Source organism: Providencia sp. M-27, from assembly GCF_011077905.1.
Classification (GTDB): Bacteria; Pseudomonadota; Gammaproteobacteria; order Enterobacterales; family Enterobacteriaceae; genus Providencia; species Providencia huaxiensis.
Map to the genome: position 1 here is coordinate 26,328 of NZ_JAALBT010000003.1, position 18,685 is coordinate 45,012.

General features: G+C 37.6%; 17 protein-coding genes. 4 read left to right on the plus strand and 13 right to left on the minus strand.

Annotation, left to right across the window (positions count from 1 at the left end; genetic code table 11):
• Positions 1–81: 81 nt before the first annotated feature.
• Both G6Q48_RS06020 and pyk read left to right on the plus strand, forming a co-directional pair.
• The gene (locus tag G6Q48_RS06020) at positions 82–927 is read left to right on the plus strand and encodes a MurR/RpiR family transcriptional regulator (protein ID WP_102140281.1); all 846 of its coding nucleotides are present in this window, start codon (positions 82–84) and stop codon (positions 925–927) included.
• A gap of 199 nt (positions 928–1,126) precedes the next feature.
• Positions 1,127–2,569, plus strand: a complete 1,443-nt coding sequence (gene pyk / locus G6Q48_RS06025; RefSeq protein ID WP_102140280.1) for a pyruvate kinase — start codon at positions 1,127–1,129, stop codon at positions 2,567–2,569.
• 53 nt (positions 2,570–2,622) lie between these two features.
• On the opposite strand, the gene G6Q48_RS06030 is transcribed toward pyk, so the two are convergent.
• The 9 genes from G6Q48_RS06030 to znuA all read right to left on the minus strand — a co-directional run bounded on the left by G6Q48_RS06030 (position 2,623) and on the right by znuA (position 13,685).
• Positions 2,623–3,051 carry a DUF7832 domain-containing protein gene (locus tag G6Q48_RS06030; protein ID WP_166265059.1) on the minus strand — a complete coding sequence of 143 codons (429 nt, stop codon included), beginning with the start codon at positions 3,049–3,051 and terminating at the stop codon, positions 2,623–2,625.
• Between the two features lie 157 nt (positions 3,052–3,208).
• Positions 3,209–4,225, minus strand: coding sequence for a fimbrial protein (locus tag G6Q48_RS06035; protein WP_102140278.1), 1,017 nt, complete (start codon positions 4,223–4,225; stop codon positions 3,209–3,211).
• Positions 4,226–4,233: 8 nt separating this feature from the next.
• Positions 4,234–6,720: a fimbria/pilus outer membrane usher protein gene (locus G6Q48_RS06040; RefSeq protein WP_166265062.1), complete on the minus strand. Its 2,487-nt coding sequence runs from the start codon at positions 6,718–6,720 to the stop codon at positions 4,234–4,236.
• 11 nt (positions 6,721–6,731) lie between these two features.
• Positions 6,732–7,394, minus strand: a complete 663-nt coding sequence (locus tag G6Q48_RS06045; RefSeq protein ID WP_102140276.1) for a fimbrial biogenesis chaperone — start codon at positions 7,392–7,394, stop codon at positions 6,732–6,734.
• Between the two features lie 57 nt (positions 7,395–7,451).
• Positions 7,452–7,973, minus strand: coding sequence for a fimbrial protein (locus G6Q48_RS06050; RefSeq protein WP_166265065.1), 522 nt, complete (start codon positions 7,971–7,973; stop codon positions 7,452–7,454).
• A gap of 189 nt (positions 7,974–8,162) precedes the next feature.
• The gene (locus tag G6Q48_RS06055; protein WP_166265068.1) at positions 8,163–9,020 is read right to left on the minus strand and encodes a LysR family transcriptional regulator; all 858 of its coding nucleotides are present in this window, start codon (positions 9,018–9,020) and stop codon (positions 8,163–8,165) included.
• Positions 9,021–10,271: 1,251 nt separating this feature from the next.
• Positions 10,272–11,246, minus strand: coding sequence for a lauroyl-Kdo(2)-lipid IV(A) myristoyltransferase (gene lpxM, locus G6Q48_RS06060; protein ID WP_102140273.1), 975 nt, complete (start codon positions 11,244–11,246; stop codon positions 10,272–10,274).
• Between the two features lie 118 nt (positions 11,247–11,364).
• Positions 11,365–12,705: a murein DD-endopeptidase MepM gene (gene mepM / locus G6Q48_RS06065; RefSeq protein ID WP_102140272.1), complete on the minus strand. Its 1,341-nt coding sequence runs from the start codon at positions 12,703–12,705 to the stop codon at positions 11,365–11,367.
• A 20-nt stretch (positions 12,706–12,725) separates the two neighbouring features.
• Entirely contained in the window at positions 12,726–13,685 is a 960-nt protein-coding gene (gene znuA, locus G6Q48_RS06070) for a zinc ABC transporter substrate-binding protein ZnuA (RefSeq protein ID WP_102140271.1), read from the minus strand.
• Positions 13,686–13,761: 76 nt separating this feature from the next.
• Between znuA and znuC the strand changes: the two genes are divergently transcribed.
• Complete coding sequence (gene znuC, locus G6Q48_RS06075) at positions 13,762–14,529, plus strand: zinc ABC transporter ATP-binding protein ZnuC (protein WP_004910688.1); 768 nt, start codon at positions 13,762–13,764, stop codon at positions 14,527–14,529.
• Positions 14,522–15,307, plus strand: coding sequence for a zinc ABC transporter permease subunit ZnuB (znuB, locus tag G6Q48_RS06080; RefSeq protein ID WP_102140270.1), 786 nt, complete (start codon positions 14,522–14,524; stop codon positions 15,305–15,307). Before znuC ends, znuB begins: the two co-directional genes overlap by 8 nt.
• A 105-nt stretch (positions 15,308–15,412) precedes the next feature.
• On the opposite strand, the gene ruvB is transcribed toward znuB, so the two are convergent.
• The 4 genes from ruvB to G6Q48_RS06100 all read right to left on the minus strand — a co-directional run bounded on the left by ruvB (position 15,413) and on the right by G6Q48_RS06100 (position 18,668).
• Positions 15,413–16,423: a Holliday junction branch migration DNA helicase RuvB gene (ruvB, locus tag G6Q48_RS06085; RefSeq protein ID WP_102140269.1), complete on the minus strand. Its 1,011-nt coding sequence runs from the start codon at positions 16,421–16,423 to the stop codon at positions 15,413–15,415.
• Between the two features lie 16 nt (positions 16,424–16,439).
• The gene (gene ruvA / locus G6Q48_RS06090) at positions 16,440–17,057 is read right to left on the minus strand and encodes a Holliday junction branch migration protein RuvA (protein ID WP_102140268.1); all 618 of its coding nucleotides are present in this window, start codon (positions 17,055–17,057) and stop codon (positions 16,440–16,442) included.
• A gap of 162 nt (positions 17,058–17,219) precedes the next feature.
• Complete coding sequence (ruvC, locus tag G6Q48_RS06095) at positions 17,220–17,741, minus strand: crossover junction endodeoxyribonuclease RuvC (protein ID WP_004910683.1); 522 nt, start codon at positions 17,739–17,741, stop codon at positions 17,220–17,222.
• Between the two features lie 183 nt (positions 17,742–17,924).
• Positions 17,925–18,668 (minus strand): YebC/PmpR family DNA-binding transcriptional regulator, encoded by a 744-nt coding sequence (locus tag G6Q48_RS06100; RefSeq protein ID WP_102140266.1) that lies wholly within the window; start codon positions 18,666–18,668, stop codon positions 17,925–17,927.
• Positions 18,669–18,685: the final 17 nt, after the last annotated feature.

An 18,685-nucleotide genomic window follows, 5' to 3' on the forward strand; every position in this document is an offset into this window, starting at 1 on the left:
AGTAAGAAATTTAAAATCAACAATAGGATAACGTGATGACTCAAAAATTTCTCCTTTCGATGAAATAGGCGCTTTTGCTATATGAATATTTTAGAACAAATGAAGACTAGTCTCGATTTTTTAAGTAAATCAGAAAAAAAGGTGGCTGAAGTCATTCTAAGTATGCCACAAAATGCCATTCATCTTAGCATCGCCACACTAGCGCAATTGGCCGATGTTAGTGAACCAACAGTAAACCGATTTTGTCGAAAAATGGACACGAAAGGATTCCCTGATTTCAAATTACGATTAGCACAAAATTTAGCCAATGGTACTCCTTACATAAACCGCCATATAGAAGAAACGGATACAGTAAATACCTATACCTACAAGATTTTTGAATCTGCTATGGCTGGGTTAGATAATGTAAAACACACACTAGACATCGGGGTAATTAACCGTGCTGTCGATTTATTAACTCAAGCTCGAAAAATCAGTTTTTTTGGCTTTGGTGCTTCAGCCGCTGTGGCTCATGACGCAATGAATAAATTTTTTCGCTTTAATATTCCTGTCATATACTTCGATGATATTGTCATGCAACGTATGAGCTGTATCAATAGTACTGAAGGAGACGTTATTGTGCTCATTTCCCATACGGGAAGAACCAAAGCATTAGTTGACATGGCACGTTTAGCTCGAGAAAACGACGCTACAGTCATCGCAATTACCTCAGAAAGCTCACCACTCTCTCTAGCCGCTTCCTTATCTATTATTATTGATGTTCCTGAAGATACGGATATCTATATGCCAATGGTATCAAGAATGGCTCAGCTCGCTGTAATTGATGTATTAACTACGGGCTTTACGTTAAGAAGAGGTGAAAAATTTAGAGATAACTTGAAGCGCGTCAAAGAAGCATTACGTGATTCGCGGTTTGATAGCATCTAAAGGCAATAAATTGACAGTATAAATGCTTTTCTTTGCTTTCGGGCTTTAATAGTTTTACAGACCTGATAGCATTAAGAAATTGGCTGTATATAATAGCTGTGCTCGTGTCAGCATCCCTATTTGCAGTAAACAGGTTTCGAAATGGAGTGAAATGGTTTCACTCTTTTATCAACACCATTACAGGTCAACGGAGTAATACATGTCTAGACGGCTTAGAAGAACTAAAATTGTTACAACTCTTGGTCCAGCAACCGATCGCGATAATAATCTTGAAAAAATTATCAATGCTGGTGCCAACGTTGTTCGCCTTAACTTCTCCCACGGAACTCCAGAAGACCATCAATTACGTGCTAATAAAGTACGTGAAATTGCCGCTCGTTTAGGTCGTCATGTTGCGATCCTCGGCGATTTACAAGGTCCTAAAATTCGTGTTTCCACGTTTAAAGATGGTAAAGTTTTCCTAAATATTGGTGATAAATTCATTCTTGATGCCAACTTAGGCAAAGGTGAAGGCTGCCAAGATAAAGTGGGCATCGACTATAAAGGTTTACCTGCTGATGTGGTTCCAGGCGATATTTTACTTCTTGATGATGGGCGAGTTCAATTAAAAGTCATCGAAGTCAAAGGGTTACAAGTATTTACAGAAGTTACTGTTGGTGGCCAATTATCTAACAATAAAGGTATTAATAAACTCGGTGGCGGCCTTTCTGCTGAGGCATTAACAGATAAAGACAAAGAAGATATAAAAACCGCAGCAAAAATTAATGTTGATTATTTAGCCGTTTCATTCCCTCGTTCAGGTGAAGATTTAGATTATGCACGCCGCTTGGCTCGCGATGCAGGCTGTGAATGCCAAATTGTTGCTAAAGTAGAACGAGCAGAAGCCGTAGCCAATGATGAAGTCATGGACGAAGTTATCCTCGCTTCTGATGTCGTTATGGTTGCTCGTGGTGACCTCGGTGTGGAAATTGGCGACCCAGAATTAGTCGCTGTCCAGAAAAAATTGATCCGCCGTTCTCGCCAATTAAATCGTGTTGTTATAACTGCAACACAAATGATGGAATCCATGATCACTAACCCAATGCCAACGCGAGCTGAAGTTATGGACGTTGCGAATGCGGTGTTGGATGGTACTGATGCCGTTATGCTTTCTGCTGAAACAGCTGCAGGCCAGTACCCAGCAGAAACTGTCGCTGCAATGGCACAAGTTTGTTTTGGTGCAGAAAAAATGCCTGGCCTGAATGTATCTAAACACCGTTTAGAGGCAGAGTTTAGTAGCCCAGAAGAAGCGATTGCCATGTCAACAATGTATGCAGCTAACCACCTTAAAGGGGTTAAAGCTATCATTGCAATGACTGAGTCTGGTCGTACTGCTCGTATGATGTCTCGGATCAGCTCTGGCTTACCGATTTTTGCAATGTCTCGCCATGAAAAAACGCTTAATCAGTGTTCTCTCTATCGTGGTGTTACTCCCGTTTTCTGTAGCACCCACACAGATGGCATTGCGGCTGCGAACGAGGCAGTGACGCGTTTGCGTGATAACGGCTATTTAATGAGTGGCGACGTGGTTCTTGTCACCCAAGGTGACTTAATGGGTACTGTCGGTAGTACGAACACTTGTCGTATTCTAGAAGTCGAATAATCTTTTAGCCCTCACCTAATGGGTGGGGGCTTTCTTTTATATTGATGCTCTATCTAATCTTGAGCCTGTTTCCATTTGATATATGCTTCGCTAATTACAGGTGCAATTTTATCGTAATTTTCCCATGAGTTTTCTATATGGTAAGTTGTCGGTAAATTACCTTTAAGAACACGTTCATAATCTTCAAAGTAGCCTTTCTCTTCTGCTGCATAATAGAACTGAGTAAAAGCGTTACCTTCATCACTTAAATCTTCATCTATAAATTTTTCATCACACATTGTCATCAAAAATTCACGGCCATCAAGCTTTCGAGCTTTGACTAATGCGAGCTCTTCCTCTGATTCTTCAACATGAAATTCTCCGACTAAATTATTATGAATAATCCATGTCAAATAAAAGCCAATATGGGTGCCTCCATCCTCAGTAGGTAACTCTGAAGGATAATCACCACCGTAGTGCCAATCCATACGATCAAATGCCATAGTCTTCCTCAATTTATGCATCAATAAAAACTAACTATAACTTACTTCAGGTTAGTGATGAATTAAGATAAAGTACAAAATGATGGCTAAATAAGAAGTAATGCAAGACAGTAAAGCTCTGCAGTTCACTTCTTGTTACGTGCAGAGCAAATAGAACTTAGTGATATTGCAAATTAAATTGTAGCGTACCGTTTGCTTTCCCTGCTGTTGTTGTAGATTGAGTTTGGATATAAGCAGCTTCCAATGGAATGTTATATTGCCCTACGTTATTTTGTTCAACGATAGGCATTAACTGATTAAGCTTAATTGGTGCTCCTTTATATTTCACTTGGATTGCATAGCCCTTCGCTGTATTTTCATCGGCTAAATTATTGAGTGCAATTGCCCCTGGTGTTTGGCTTGCATCTTGAGTTCCAATAAATGTAATTTTTATAGGCGATATAGGGTCACAATCTAATTGAATTTGAAAGTTTTTCTTACTCTCGGAGCTCGTTGAACCAACACCTGTAAACGATGATTTGCTGACTTTACCGAACGGCACATCTATTGACTTATTTTTAACTTCACAACCACTCGAAATAACATTAATTGGCCCCATATTTACTTTGGGTTCGACTCTTCCATATAAATCTGACGTAATAAAACCATTATGGAATAAAATTAACATTGCAGCATTAGTTGTTGGTAAAGTTTGGCTTTTAACATTGTTACCAACTTTATAAAAATCTGCTCTTAACTTTACAGTATATGTTGCTGATGATGCACTAGAACCACAAATTAACCTATTACTAATATTTCCATCTTTCGTATTTACTCCATCAACATACGCAGAACCAGAGCAAGGACTCAATACTGTACCATGTAAAGCATAACCCACACCTGAGCTATTAACTTCTCTCACATAACCTACACCAGAAATATACCTTGAATTCCCATATCCGCTTGGTAAATAGATGCCAACTTCTGTATTACCAGTTACATTCCACCACACCCAAGGTGAATGAGTACCTAAATCAACTGAACCAATAAAACTACCTACCGGTAATGTGCGTGAGACATAAAGTGTTTTATTCGAATTAACAAGTTGGTTAGTAAATTCAGCCCTAAATTCTGCAACACCAAATTGTGAATATAAAAGTAACGGAATGCCGATTTTTAATCCTAAATTATTCATGACGACCCCTATTCACAAGTTCGTTCTATAAACTGAATTTTTTCATTTTCTAACGATAATGAAAGTGGAACTGTACATTGTTGATTATGACTATTACCCCATTTTACAATGATGGTACTTTGCTCTGGAACACCGCTTAAATAAACTTCCCCATCATTTGCAACAATACCTCCAGTCACTTGCTCTTCATTTTCTATCACAGAAACTTGAGTGCCAAATGCAATGGGTTTGCCTGCATGCTGCAGTTTTAGTAATACTCTAGCACCGCGTTTTGCTTGAAAATTAGCTAATACAATAGCACCTTGAGTAGGAACAACGGTTGTTGTATTAATAGCAACATCATTGGTACCACTTAATGTTGCAGTATCGACACTAATTTTATTTCGTTCGTAGCGTGTGACCGTAGGAATTACGGCAAAGCCTGAAGAGTTAGTATAGAGCGACTGCGCATTATTCACTTTTAAATTATCAATATCTTCAGCTTTTACGAGTACTGCAGAATCATAAATAGTACGTGATGTCGTTAGCCCTCCAGAATGCAGTAATAATGCTCCTGTTGCACCGAGATCGACAGAATGATATTTAGGGTCATAATTATAGCCTGCACTGTATTCCCCTGATGAAACTATATAGTTTGCACTAACGGAACTACTATATTCGTCATGGCTATGGTTATATCTTTGCGTAAGGTCATACTGCAAATTATTATCTTCTAATTGCGTGCCATTAAAACTCAATGAGCTAATAGAATCGCCATTTTTACTGGTATTATAGCTATAATTGATCCAATTATTTTTCCGTCCTAAATCAAAAGGAATACTTAAATTTAATGACAGCATTTGGTCATTGGTATTCGAATAATCTTGCTTTGTATAAGAATAAGCAACACTGTAATTCATCGAATTATAATTAGAACTAAAACTCATCGTTAAATTTTTATCAGAACCACTTTTATCCCAGTAATATTGCTGGTAACCATTCACTGATAAATAACCTATTCCGTTAAGCGATTGAGATACTGATGCTTGAAACTGTTGTTTTTTCCGACCGATATTATAGAAATAATTATTCGAATCAGAGAAATCATAGTAATTCTTTGTTGAATAGCGATATGATGCCAAAGAAAAAGAAGTGCCTGTGTCTGGAATATATTTTGAATACTGAATTCGGTACGATTGCCCTTCTGCCTTCTTTTTATCAATCAATTGTGTTGATGCTTGCGTAATATCTGTCGATATCGCACCAATATTACCTAAATTTACTCCAGTACCTATTGTGTAAGCTTGATAGTCTTGGGAAACTAAAAAACCTCCATAAGCGGATAAGTTATATGGTAACCCATAAATTGCTGATGCTTGCGCAAAATTTGGTTTACGCCGTGCACTATCAACATTATATTTACCAATATCCACGCTATATTTTAATGCACCAGCTCTTTGCATCATTGGTACCGCTGAAAATGGCTGAATAAAAGATCTGATTGTTCCATTAGCTTCTTCAATGGAGACCTCAAGATCACCACTGTATGAAGTTGGATATAAATCATTAATTGAAAACTCACCAGGTGGTACAGTTGTTTGATAAATCACATTACCATTTTGCCTGATAGTAACAATCGCATTTGATTGCGCAATTCCTGTGACTGTCGGTGCAAAACCTCTTTCACTTTGAGGTAACATACTTTCATCGGAGGCTAACCTTATCCCACGATAAGGGTTGCTTTCCATCACACCATTATCAGAGGATGTTTCACCAATCGTTAATCGGCTTTTTAAGCTTCTAATATCTCGTTCTATATAGGTTTGTAAATTATTCCAGTTTGTTTCATTTGTTGTATTACTATATGTGTTATAGCTACGTAAACGCCAAGCATTTATATTAATGCCACTTCTTAAACCTATGAATGTATTATCTCTGTTGTCTCTATTTTGGTACCAATGTTTATTAAATCTTGCAGTATAATTAACAAATGCTGCATTAATTCCATCGTCCCATTCTTTTGGCTCAACGTAGCCTCGGCTAGTATTTTCTAATCCAATTTGAGGAATGCTTACTTGTAGTTGTTGGATTTCGAATTTGTATTGATAATTAGCACTAGGAATAACTTGAGCAATATCGTTCAAATATTCATCACCTTCAATTGATGAGAATTTTTCACTTGCTGAGTTTTTTACCCCCCACTCTAGTAGCATATTTTTTGTTATTTTAGGGAGTAGTTTTTTAGTTTTATCATCAAATAAAAATGTAATATTCTTATTATCCACAAGTTGATCATTAATATAAATATCGACAAAATAATCACCTGGTAATTGCCCACCTGCGGATGATAAGTAGCCCAAGCTATTCACATCAGCAACTTGACTTTCAATTCCAGTATTAATAGCATTGATATCAAATATATCTTCAGCAATTGTATTATTGGCATACAATATTAAGCTGATCGTAGTAAAAACTTTAGAATACATAAGTCTATTTTTGGTATAGAGAACTGACATCTTAGATACTCTTACTTGGTTTTTTTCTCTATGATAGCGCCATAGTCATTAATAAACTGAACAACTATTGAATCACTATTATTTGTTTTTTTCTTAAGAATATAATCATTTTTAAATGGGTATATTAAGCTAGCACCATCAATGACCTTGCCATTGATAAGGATATTTTTGATTGATAAATGATATGGTGTTTGGTTATCAATCATAACTCCATCTGATTTCTCAATTAAATTAACCTTTTCAAAATCAAAAGGTTCAATATCTTTCGACCTTAAAAACAGTTTAAATTGTGAGTTTATAATTATCTGTAGCTCATTTTCAATACTATTATCTTTAGGTGGTATTGATTTAATATTAAGCAAATAGATTTTTTCTTCATTTGAATTTATAGGTTCACCTATGTATGAGATCCTCGCTGAACCATTTGTATCTGGTTCAATTCGGAATAATGGTGGCGTCGCAATAAATGGTGCTTTACCCTCACCATTAAATGGAGAAACCCAACTTTGGATTAAAAATGGTTTTTCTTTATCACTATTAAAAATCGGGATATCAATTTCACGTTTGTTTTCTTCATAGACAAAACGCGTTCCACCTACACTAATACCTGACGCTTGAGAGATGTTAGAAATAGAAAATAAACATATACAGATTGAAAAAAATATTTTTTTCATAAAACAGCCATGATATTGATGTGAGAAAGAGGGCAACCATTGTCACCCTCCAACTAATTAATGATATTGAATGCTATATACTGCACTACTATTAGCAGGACCAGCAGTTGCTACGCCTGTTGCTTTATAACGAGCTACGTAATCTAAGTCTACTGTTGCACCATCGAATTCAATTTGTTTTGAATCATCAAATAATTTGATTTGTGTTGTTGCGTCTTTTTCAAATAAAGCAATACCGACATTATTTGCAACACCTGCACCTTGGTTAATTGCAAGAATATCGCGGTCTGCAGTATCACGTGTACCACCAAAGCGTACGGTTACTTTCGAGTTTGCTGGACAATCAACAAGCTTAATCGTGAAGTCTTTCAATCCTGCAACTTCACCCTGTGCAGCTAAACTTTTAGCTGATACCTTTCCAAGGTCAACATTTAAATTTTTTGAGTTACTATCAACTGTACAAGCAATGTCAGTTATTTCCCCGGTAAAATTAATTGTACCTGAAGCAAAAACAGTTGGTGCAGATGTTACAGCTAAAGCAACCCCTATTACTGCTAGGGATTTTTTTAGAATACTCATAATAGTTCCTATAATAAAAATCTTTAATTATTAATTACTACTATATGAATAAATAAATTACTCATATTGGGTGTACGAAAGAAATATACCATTTACCTTTAGTTAAGTTAACTAATGGATACATTGAATTTTTTAAAATGACATCTAAAATATTTATGTTTTATTTTAATTATTCATTAATTGACTCATTCATTTAATTTTTTCATTATCAATAAGGTAGTATCTTAAAATTTCATTATCCATTGAATTTTTATTCATATACATGTAGAAATTATAGAATGATTTTTTATTTGCTGTTTTCAGCTCTTTTAATGAATTATTATTCAATTCCTTCTGGACTAAATTCTTTGGTAACCATAAATACCCAATCAAATTCTCTGTTAATTGAATTGCTAAATCCACATTAGGAACATGAATAGTTTGGATACTTTTCATACCATCTATCTCTGTAGACTCCAAAGCAATCAATGTTGTTTTTTCCATTGATTTCAATATATTATCAGCCTGGCAATGTTGAAGTTTATGATTTGGATTGGTTACAAACACCGCCTCAACTTGCTCAAGGAATATAGGGTTTAACGACTCAACGTAATGGTGAGTAATTAATAAATCATAATTTTTAACCCCAAAAATATCTGTTTTTTTTAATAATAAACGTTTTAAATCAATATCATAATCCTTTCTAGACCGACTTAAATCCCCAATTTTTTTCAGTATTTCATCACTTTGATATAGTGAATCAATAACAATATTAATTTTATTATTTCCTTCGTAATTTAATGATTTAGCAACCTTTTCTAATGAAATTGCTTTATTTGTTACCTCTCTCGATAGCGCTAATAGCTGCTCTCCTTGTCTAGTTAATACTGCACGACGTTTTTCTAAAGAAAATATTTCAATTTCTAATGTTTGCTCTAATTTACTAATGGTGTAACTAATTGATGATTGTGTCCTATGCAAAATTTCAGCTGCTTGAGCAAAACCACCGCAGTCAACCACTGCCTGTAGAGTTATCCATTGATCTAACGTTGTTCGAGTTTTTTCCATAGAGTCTCCAAGTATTAATCTGGGAGTTATTTTTATTATATAATTAAAATATAGCAATATATTTTATAGTCGTTAATAAGTGATTATACATAACGCTTAGTATTTACTCATATGTTTAAAATTATTTAAGTTCTTTTTTTTGTATGTAAGGAATAATTTTTAACATGAAGATCCGTTTTATATATAAAATATAATTTTCACACTGACTACATCATGAATAGAAATAACCTATAAATAATTTCAATTTTAAATTAAAAAAATAACAAAGTAAGAATGTAAACAAAAAAAACACCCATAGCATTTTTAATACCAAATAAGAATAAATTATTTTATTAAATAAAAAACTAACAATCTTATAAAAATTAAACAAAAAATAATTTTAGAATAAAAAAAACAGTACTCAATTATAATCATGGTGAAGTACACAAATAATAACTATAATTGGTTAGTCATTTAATGATGGTTTTATAATATTATCTACTGGATAGTTGGCTTTGCATTAGATAAATAAAGAGGAATATCACAATACAAACATTGAAATAAAGTCACCTCGTATTTATACTAAGATTTAATTTTATGATTGATGCAACACAGGCTAATTACAGCTAATAATAATATGATTAGAATAATAATTACTTAAAACGATACGGTATGATATTTATCAGTTCTAGCTTATCTGATCTTCGGCAAGTAATAATCTTAACCCTCGTTCATTCTACAATTAATGCTTTGAATGGCTACTAACATTTTTTCTAAAAAAAATATCTAATTGTTCTCATTTCCTTACCCATGTATAAAATTGACTTCTGAGCTTAGGATTAAATGTTACCGTCCAAAACTTTTTAGCATACCTTAGATTAACTCTTATCAATCGAACGAATACATAAGCTTTTTTGCTCTTTTATCGTGTTCATTAAGCATATCTTCCTTATATTGCACTTAACTATCTGTCATGTAAGCTATAAATATACAATGCAATATTTATAATAAGCATACAAATCAATAAGTTAAATTAAGCCTTGCTCTTCTTCTTTTTATCAAGACTTTACAAAAATTAGATACAGCTCAAAAAATGAATGAAACATCCATAAATCATTAATGTACTATCCTAAATTTTCGTTATTAATAATCGTGTACAGTTTTTTAAAATTACCAATCATCAAACGTATATTTCTATAAATACTCACTTTTAAATAAAAAAAACCATTACTAAAAAGTAATGGCTTAAAATTTATTCTGTATATCTGTACACTAACGATAGAGGTCTTTTCGCTGATAAGGTTCTATTTCACCCTCTTTTCGCGTTTTCAATAGCTTTAATATCCATGTGTACTGTTCTAAATTCGGAGCAACCAGGTACTCCAGCTCCTCATTCATTCTTCGTGCTATATACTTATCATCCTTTCCATCAATATCATCCATCGGTTCACGAATATAAATATGCAATTGATGCGTTTTATGGTCATAAACAGGAAACAGTGGCACAACTTTCGCTTTACATACCTTCATTAGCCGACCGATTGCAGGTAATGTTGCCTTATATGTGCCAAAAAAATCGACAAATTCACTATGCTCTTCACCATGATCTTGGTCAGGTAAATAAAAGCCCCAATAACCTTGCCTAACAGAAGCAATAAAAGGCTTAATACCCGCCTCTCTTGAGTGTAAGCGCCCCCCAAAATGGTATCTTGCTTTATTCCATAAATAATCTGCAACGGGGTTCTTTTGGTGATGAAACATGGCAGCCATTTGCTGGCCTTTGGCTGCTAATAACATCGCAGGGACATCAACGCCCCACCCATGAGGTACCATAAAAATAACATTACTTTGCTGCTGCTTTAAACGCTCTATAATTTCTTGATTATGCCAATGCGTTCTAGCTAGCGTTTTACTCGCACCACGCAGACATAGCTCAGCCAACATGACAAAAGATTGTGGTGCGGTTTCAAACATGCGATCAACTAACTCTTCTCGTTGATGTTCTGTCAATTCAGGAAAACAGTAAAGTAAGTTAATTTTAGCGCGACGGCGACCACTCTTTGCTAGTCGTCCAACCCATTTTCCTATTTTAGCCAGTAAAGGATCACGTATTTTAACCGGAATGAAAGCCAATCCGGCTAAAACACCGGCCCCTAGCCACACTCCCCAATATTTAGGTAAAAGGTAAGAGCGGTGAAACGTTGGCACATAGCCTTTTTTACTATCAGTGTCTTGATCTTTATTCATGCTGTACTCAAGTGAATAATAGCTATCTTTCTATAGCTTATAATAATAGTTTACGGGAGCATTACAAAGAAAACTGGCAGATACAAGTACCTGCCAGCGATAAAAATAGAAACTTAAATTATTGTAGTTTAAGTTGTGGTTTAGTTTCTTTAACTAGCGCTAAGTATTCCTTACGCTCTTTCCCTGTCAAGCCACCAGAACTAGGTAATTTCGCAGTGAGTGGGTTTACCGCTTGTTGATTAACCCACATTTCAAAATGTAGATGAGGCCCAGTCGAACGCCCAGTATTGCCCGATAGCGCAATTCGATCACCGCGCTTAACTTTTTGACCTGGCTTAACTAATAGCTGCCGTAAGTGCATGTAACGCGTGGTATATTGACGCCCATGACGGATCGCAATAAAGTTACCTGCAGCACCGCTGTATTTTGAAACAATGACTTCACCATCACCAACAGCAAGCACTGGTGTGCCAACTGGCATTGCGAAGTCCACACCTTTATGCGGTGCTACACGCCCAGTAACTGGGTTAACTCGTCGAGGGTTGAATTGTGAAGAAACTCTAAATTGTTTAGCAGTTGGAAAACGTAAGAAACCGCGTTCTAAGCCATTCCCTTCGCTATCATAATATCGCCCATCTTCAGCACGAAAAGCGTAATAGCTTTTTCCATTTGTTTGTAGACGAACACCAATGAGTTGGCTCTGTTCACTACGGCCATTCAGCATTTCTCTACTCATTAACACACTGAATTTATCGCCTTTTTTCAATTTTTTGAAGTCAACTTGCCATTGCAAGGCTTTGATCACCTCACGGCCTTCATTGCGTGTTAAGCCAGCTTTATTTGTACTTTGTGCAAATGAACCGTCAACCGTGCCTTTTAATACACTGTTAGTCCACTCACCTTCACGAATTTGTTTGGCTTCTTCAAATTTGTTTGTCGTTCCAACGCGGGTAAATACACGGGTCTCACGGCGAGAAACTTCCCATGTCAATGATTCTAATTCGCCTTGATCAGTTAACGACCAATTTAAAGATTGGCCTATTTTCAGGTTTCTCAGCGATTTATGTTGATTGGATAGTGTTGCAACATCACCCGCTTCAATACCGAATTGAGTTAAAATAGTCGTTAAATTATCACCACTTGCAACAACATATTCATGAACGAGAGGTGCTGCTGCCCCACCAGTTTCTGCAGCTTCAGCGTCAGTATCAGCGAGGCCTTCATCAGGTAGCTGTTCACTACTATCTTGAATTATATCGTCGGTAGCATCACTTGCAGGTAATAATGAGAGCGGAATGATGGTATCTGGTGTTCCGTCATTTTCAGTCGTTGTTGGTATATGAACTGGCCGCCAAATTGCGACGGCCATAGTCGCTACAGTGAGCGCACTTAATACAATTTTGTGTGTTCTAGACAGGCTACCGTATACCTGAACCAGACTCTTGGCCATTTGCTGCACTTAAACAATTCCTTCTATTTTTAATCCAGGCAGCTGGCGTATTGCTCTGATAGTTGAGTCAAAAACTTCATGTAGCTATCCGGCTCTATAGCCAGCCCAATTCCTAGTGGGTCGAGAGTTCCCATTTTCACCCCCGTATTACGTGCTACGCTTTCAATCACAGCAGGCCTGAATTGTGGCTCAGCAAAAACACATTGCGCTTTATGCTCAACCAATTGTGTTCGTATTTGATGTAATTTTTGCGCGCCTGGCTGTATTTCTGGGTTTATCGTAAAATGCCCTAAAGGAGCGAGTTGATAGTGTTTTTCAAAGTAGCCATAAGCGTCGTGAAAAACGAAATAACCCTTGTTTCTAGCTGGCTGCAAAATATTAGCAATATTCTGATCATTTTGCGTCATATTTTCTTTGAATTTACGAAGGTTTACGTCTAGCTTATCTTTTTGTTCAGGATAAAGCTCTACTAAACGTTCATAAATGTCTTGCGCAGCAAAATTTGCGATCTCTGGTGATAACCAGATGTGCATATTATACTCACCATGATGATGATGTTCGTGATCCTTGTCATGATTAGCCTCATCTCCATGTTCATGGTCATGTTCATCTTCATGGGACTCTGCCATAAGTAGCGGCTTAATATTTTTCTGTTCAGCTAATGCTAGGCGTTTATTCTGTGGTAATGTATTGATTGGCTTCTGTAAAAACATTTCCATATCAGGCCCAACCCATACAAATAAATCAGCCTGTTTAATTTTTTTCAAATCAGAAGGTTTAAGTGCATAATCATGAGGCGAAGCGCCATCTGGTAATAAAACTTGTGTCTCAGTGACACCATCAGCAATACCAGCTGCAATAAAGGCCAGTGGACGAATTGAAGTCACAACATCAGCATTCGCGGTTGATACCATTGTTGCACTTAATACCGAGCTTGCCACTGCCCCAAAAAGAAATTTACAGGCAATGTTTTTCGATTTATGTATCATAGCAGTCTTTTTCCGTGATTTTAACTTTGAAATGTTATAATATAACACAACATGAATTCTGCAAGATGTTTTTCACATGCAACCACTACTAACTTTAAATAAGATTTCTGTTTCATTTGGCGAAAAACAGGTTCTCAACGATGTTACCTTTGAACTGAATAAAGGTGATATCGTGACCCTTTTAGGCCCTAATGGCGCTGGAAAATCAACAATTGTACGTGTTGTACTCGGGTTACTTGCCCCTACATCAGGTACCATTACGCGTCCTTCTTCTCTCGCTATTGGTTATGTTCCACAAAAACTTCACTTAGATACGACGCTTCCTCTTACGGTTAAACGGTTTATGTTATTAAAGCTTGGTGTTCGTAAAGAGCATTTGTTACCCGCCCTCGAGAGGGTCAAGGCAACGCATTTACTCGAACAACCAATGCAAAAGTTATCAGGCGGTGAGACTCAGCGTGTTTTACTGGCTCGCGCCCTACTCAATAAACCTGACTTGCTAGTGCTTGACGAGCCCGCTCAAGGCGTTGATATCACAGGTCAAGTTGCTCTATATGACTTAATTAATCAGTTAAGAACTGAGCTTAACTGCGCCGTATTAATGGTCTCCCATGACTTACATCTCGTAATGGCAAAAACAGATAAAGTACTTTGCATTAACGGCCATATTTGCTGTTCTGGCGCGCCAGACGTTGTTTCAAACCACCCTGAGTTTGTGGCAATGTTTGGTTATCGCGGTGCTCAACAACTCGGTGTATACCGCCATCAACATAATCATCAACACGATTTAGAAGGCAATATTATTGTTGGCCACCAACACAGCAAGGACTGCAAACATGATTGAGTTACTATTACCCGGCTGGATAGCAGGTATGCTACTTGCCATTGCGGCAGGTCCTCTAGGCTCTTTTGTTGTGTGGCGCCGTATGTCCTATTTTGGCGATACACTAGCCCATGCTTCATTGCTAGGCGTCGCATTTGGGCTTCTATTAAATATCAACCCATTCTATGCTGTTATTGCTGTCACTTTGTTATTGGCCTTAATTTTAGTTTGGCTAGAAAAGCGGCCACAACTTGCTGTTGATACTCTACTGGGTATTATGGCGCACAGTTCACTCTCTTTAGGTCTAGTTGTTGTTAGCTTAATGGCTAATGTCCGTGTTGACCTAATGGCTTATTTATTTGGTGACTTACTCTCAGTCAGCTATGAGGATATTATAACGATTTTTATTGGCGTTATTGTCGTTTGCGGGTTGCTTTTTTATCGTTGGCGGGCACTTTTGTCCATAACGGTTAGCCCTGAACTTGCTTTTGTTGATGGCATTAATATTCAAAGACTGCGTTTATTACTAATGCTAGTTACCGCACTAACAATTGGTATTGCAATGAAATTTGTCGGGGCGTTAATTATTACGTCTTTATTAATTATACCCGCGGCAACGGCTCGGCGTTTTGCTCGAACGCCTGAGCAAATGGCTTCTATCGCTGTCTTAATTGGTATGATTGCTGTGACTGGTGGGCTAACACTTTCTGCTTTCTACGATACCCCTGCAGGGCCGTCTGTGGTGTTGGTATCCGCTATTCTGTTCGTATTTAGTTTAGTAATAAAAGCGAAAAATTAATTTAAGCTATGAGCTACATAATTTCAGTTGTTACATACAATTTTTGATGTAAATGGCCCTAACATTGCTTTCAATGTTGGGGCCATTTTTATTTATTTAATATAATTAAATTTCTTTAGGGGTTAAACCAAAGTGGTTATATGCATGAACCGTCGCCATTCGGCCTCTAGGGGTGCGCTGAATAAAGCCTTGCTGGATAAGATAAGGTTCTAAAACATCTTCTATGGTTTCACGCTCTTCCCCAATGGCTGCTGCAAGGTTATCAACACCAACTGGGCCGCCCATAAATTTATCAATAATAGCCACCAGAAGCTTTCTATCTAAATAATCAAAGCCTGCAGCATCAACATTTAACATGTCTAATGCTTGGTTAGCTATTAGCCCATCAATTGAACCATCGCCTTTTACTTGTGCAAAGTCCCGCACGCGACGCAACAAACGGTTGGTAATACGTGGAGTTCCCCTCGAGCGCATAGCAACTTGTAGAGCCCCTTCTTCGGTGATGTCTAGCCCCATGTATTGGGCGCTACGTTTGACAATATGTTGTAGATCATTAACTTGATAAAATTCTAGGCGTTGCACAATACCGAACCTATCACGTAATGGTGATGTGAGTGACCCAGCCCGAGTCGTCGCACCAATTAATGTGAAAGGAGGGAGATCAATTTTAATAGAACGCGCAGCAGGCCCTTCACCTATCATGATATCTAGCTGGTAATCTTCCATTGCGGGATAAAGTATTTCCTCAACAACTGGAGATAATCGATGGATTTCATCAATGAATAGGACATCATGAGGTTCTAAATTAGTTAACATGGCTGCTAAATCGCCTGCTTTTTCTAATACGGGCCCTGAAGTTGTACGCAGATTAACGCCTAGTTCATTTGCAACAATCCCAGCCAGAGTTGTTTTACCTAACCCTGGAGGACCAAAGATTAGCAAATGGTCAAGCGCATCGCCCCGCATTTTTGCCGCCTGAATAAATATTTCCATTTGGTCTTTAACCTGGGGCTGACCAATGTATTCATTCAATAGCTTTGGCCTGATCGCACGGTCAATAGCTTCTTCATCTGACTGTAATACTTCAGCCGTTATTAGGCGATCAGCTTCAATCATATTCAACGTCTCTCAATCAAAGTGCGGCACGAAGGGCATCACGGATCAATGTTTCAGAGTCGCTATCCGGTTTTGCGACTTTACTCACCATACGGCTTGCTTCTTGTGGTTTGTACCCTAAAGCAATCAATGCAGCAGCTGCTTCTGCCTCAATATCAGCCATGCTTGGTACTTTGCTGTTCACACTTGGTAGGTTAATGTCACTATTTTGATTAAATAAATCGCCATTTAGGCCTTTGAAGCGGTCTTTCATTTCGACCACTAAACGTTCTGCCGTTTTCTTACCAATACCAGGTAATTTGACCAGTGATGCGATAGCTTCTTGTTCAATCGCAGAAACAAATTGTTGAGCAGACATCCCTGATAAAATTGCTAGAGCTAATTTTGGACCAACCCCATTAACTTTGATCAGTTCTTTAAATAGCGCCCTTTCTTGCTTGTCGTTAAAGCCATATAATAATTGGGCATCTTCACGAACAACAAAATGAGTGAAAACAATCGCTTCTTGACCAATTTCGGGTAATTCATAGAAACAAGTCATCGGCATATGGACTTCATAACCGACACCTTGTAGCTCTAATAATACGATTGGAGGTTGCTTTTCTAAAACAATACCACGTAAACGACCTATCACATTGAAGCCCTCTATTGCTATCTAAACCCTGAACATACTATCTAAACCCTGAACAGGCTGGTTTATTATCATTAATACCGTTGTTTATACCACAAAAAATGCTGGATGCATATCCAGCTACGCGCTATTTATTAATAAGTAATTCTGTTTAAGATAAACTCGCTATCTTAAACGGCCGCGAGTTAAAACTAACCGTGGGTCGCCAACTTTTAAAAGGTTTTGATTGAAATGGCAATGTGTAATCGCAATTGCCAAAGCATCTGCCGCATCAGATTGTGGGCTCGCCGACAACTTCAGAATAGATTTAACCATATGTTGTACTTGGCTTTTTTCTGCAGCTCCTGTGCCTACAACTGTCTGTTTCACTTGGCGAGCCGCATATTCGAATACGGGTATATTCATGTTTGCAGCAGCAACAATTGCAACCCCTCGGGCTTGACCAAGTTTTAATGCTGAATCCGCATTCTTCGCCATAAAAACTTGTTCAATGGATAATACATCAGGTTGATATTGGGTGATAATTTCCGAGACACCCGCATAAATTCGTTGCAGACGACTTGGTAAATCATCAACTTGGGTACGAATACATCCACTGCCTAAATACAGCAATTGCCGGCCTTGCTGGCGAATAACACCGTATCCCGTAACACGAGAACCGGGGTCAATACCTAAAATAATCGCCATATACGTTTATTTATTCCTCGTTATATTAATTAAACTGTTTTAGTTAGCTCGTCGATACAAAGAAAGTATAGCGGATAAAGGAAAGGAAAGAATAGAAGGCGTTAGAGAAAACAGGCTGCGCCAGCCGGCTTTCTCTACGCGGATTATGCTAAATGACTAAATGGCCACTTAGTGCCTCACGACTTACAGTGTGGCAGCGACTTCGTCAGAAATATCACCATTGTGGTAAACTTCCTGTACGTCGTCTGAATCTTCTAACATATCAATAAGACGTAATAATTTAGGAGCCGTTTCTGCATCTAACTCCGCTTTAGTCGATGGGATCATCGATACTTCTGCGGCTTCACTGGTGAAACCTGCAGCATCTAGTGCATCTTTCACTTCACCAAACGTTTCTGGTGTTGTGTAAACATCGATTGCACCATCATCATAAGTTTCAACATCATCAGCGCCTGCTTCTAATGCCGCATCCATTATGGCATCTTCATCAACGCCAGGTGCATAAGTGATCACGCCGCGTTTAGTAAATAAGTAAGAAACGGAACCGTCTGTACCTAAGTTACCACCCGTTTTAGTAAATGCATGACGCACTTCAGAAACAGTACGGTTACGGTTATCACTTAAGCATTCAACCATAACAGCCGTTCCACCTGGGCCATAACCTTCATAAATGATGGTTTCCATATTATCATTATCATCATTACCAACACCACGTGCGATAGCACGGTTTAAAGTGTCACGAGTCATGTTGTTAGATAATGCTTTATCTATAGCCGCACGTAAACGCGGGTTAGTTGCGGGATCACCACCACCTAAACGAGCTGCAGTCACTAATTCACGGATAATTTTAGTGAAAATTTTACCGCGTTTAGCATCTTGTGCCGCTTTACGGTGTTTGGTGTTGGCCCATTTACTATGACCTGCCATGAAATATCTCCAAAAAA

Excerpts from the sequence above, each read along its gene's own strand:
- G6Q48_RS06020 (WP_102140281.1), top strand. The coding sequence starts at position 82 with ATGAATATTTTAGAACAAATGAAGACTAGTCTCGATTTTTTAAGTAAA.
- pyk (WP_102140280.1), top strand. The coding sequence starts at position 1,127 with ATGTCTAGACGGCTTAGAAGAACTAAAATTGTTACAACTCTTGGTCCA.
- G6Q48_RS06030 (WP_166265059.1), bottom strand. The coding sequence starts at position 3,051 with ATGGCATTTGATCGTATGGATTGGCACTACGGTGGTGATTATCCTTCA.
- G6Q48_RS06035 (WP_102140278.1), bottom strand. The coding sequence starts at position 4,225 with ATGAATAATTTAGGATTAAAAATCGGCATTCCGTTACTTTTATATTCA.
- G6Q48_RS06040 (WP_166265062.1), bottom strand. The coding sequence starts at position 6,720 with ATGTCAGTTCTCTATACCAAAAATAGACTTATGTATTCTAAAGTTTTT.
- G6Q48_RS06045 (WP_102140276.1), bottom strand. The coding sequence starts at position 7,394 with ATGAAAAAAATATTTTTTTCAATCTGTATATGTTTATTTTCTATTTCT.
- G6Q48_RS06050 (WP_166265065.1), bottom strand. The coding sequence starts at position 7,973 with ATGAGTATTCTAAAAAAATCCCTAGCAGTAATAGGGGTTGCTTTAGCT.
- G6Q48_RS06055 (WP_166265068.1), bottom strand. The coding sequence starts at position 9,020 with ATGGAAAAAACTCGAACAACGTTAGATCAATGGATAACTCTACAGGCA.
- lpxM (WP_102140273.1), bottom strand. The coding sequence starts at position 11,246 with ATGAATAAAGATCAAGACACTGATAGTAAAAAAGGCTATGTGCCAACG.
- znuA (WP_102140271.1), bottom strand. The coding sequence starts at position 13,685 with ATGATACATAAATCGAAAAACATTGCCTGTAAATTTCTTTTTGGGGCA.
- znuC (WP_004910688.1), top strand. The coding sequence starts at position 13,762 with ATGCAACCACTACTAACTTTAAATAAGATTTCTGTTTCATTTGGCGAA.
- znuB (WP_102140270.1), top strand. The coding sequence starts at position 14,522 with ATGATTGAGTTACTATTACCCGGCTGGATAGCAGGTATGCTACTTGCC.
- ruvB (WP_102140269.1), bottom strand. The coding sequence starts at position 16,423 with ATGATTGAAGCTGATCGCCTAATAACGGCTGAAGTATTACAGTCAGAT.
- ruvC (WP_004910683.1), bottom strand. The coding sequence starts at position 17,741 with ATGGCGATTATTTTAGGTATTGACCCCGGTTCTCGTGTTACGGGATAC.
- G6Q48_RS06100 (WP_102140266.1), bottom strand. The coding sequence starts at position 18,668 with ATGGCAGGTCATAGTAAATGGGCCAACACCAAACACCGTAAAGCGGCA.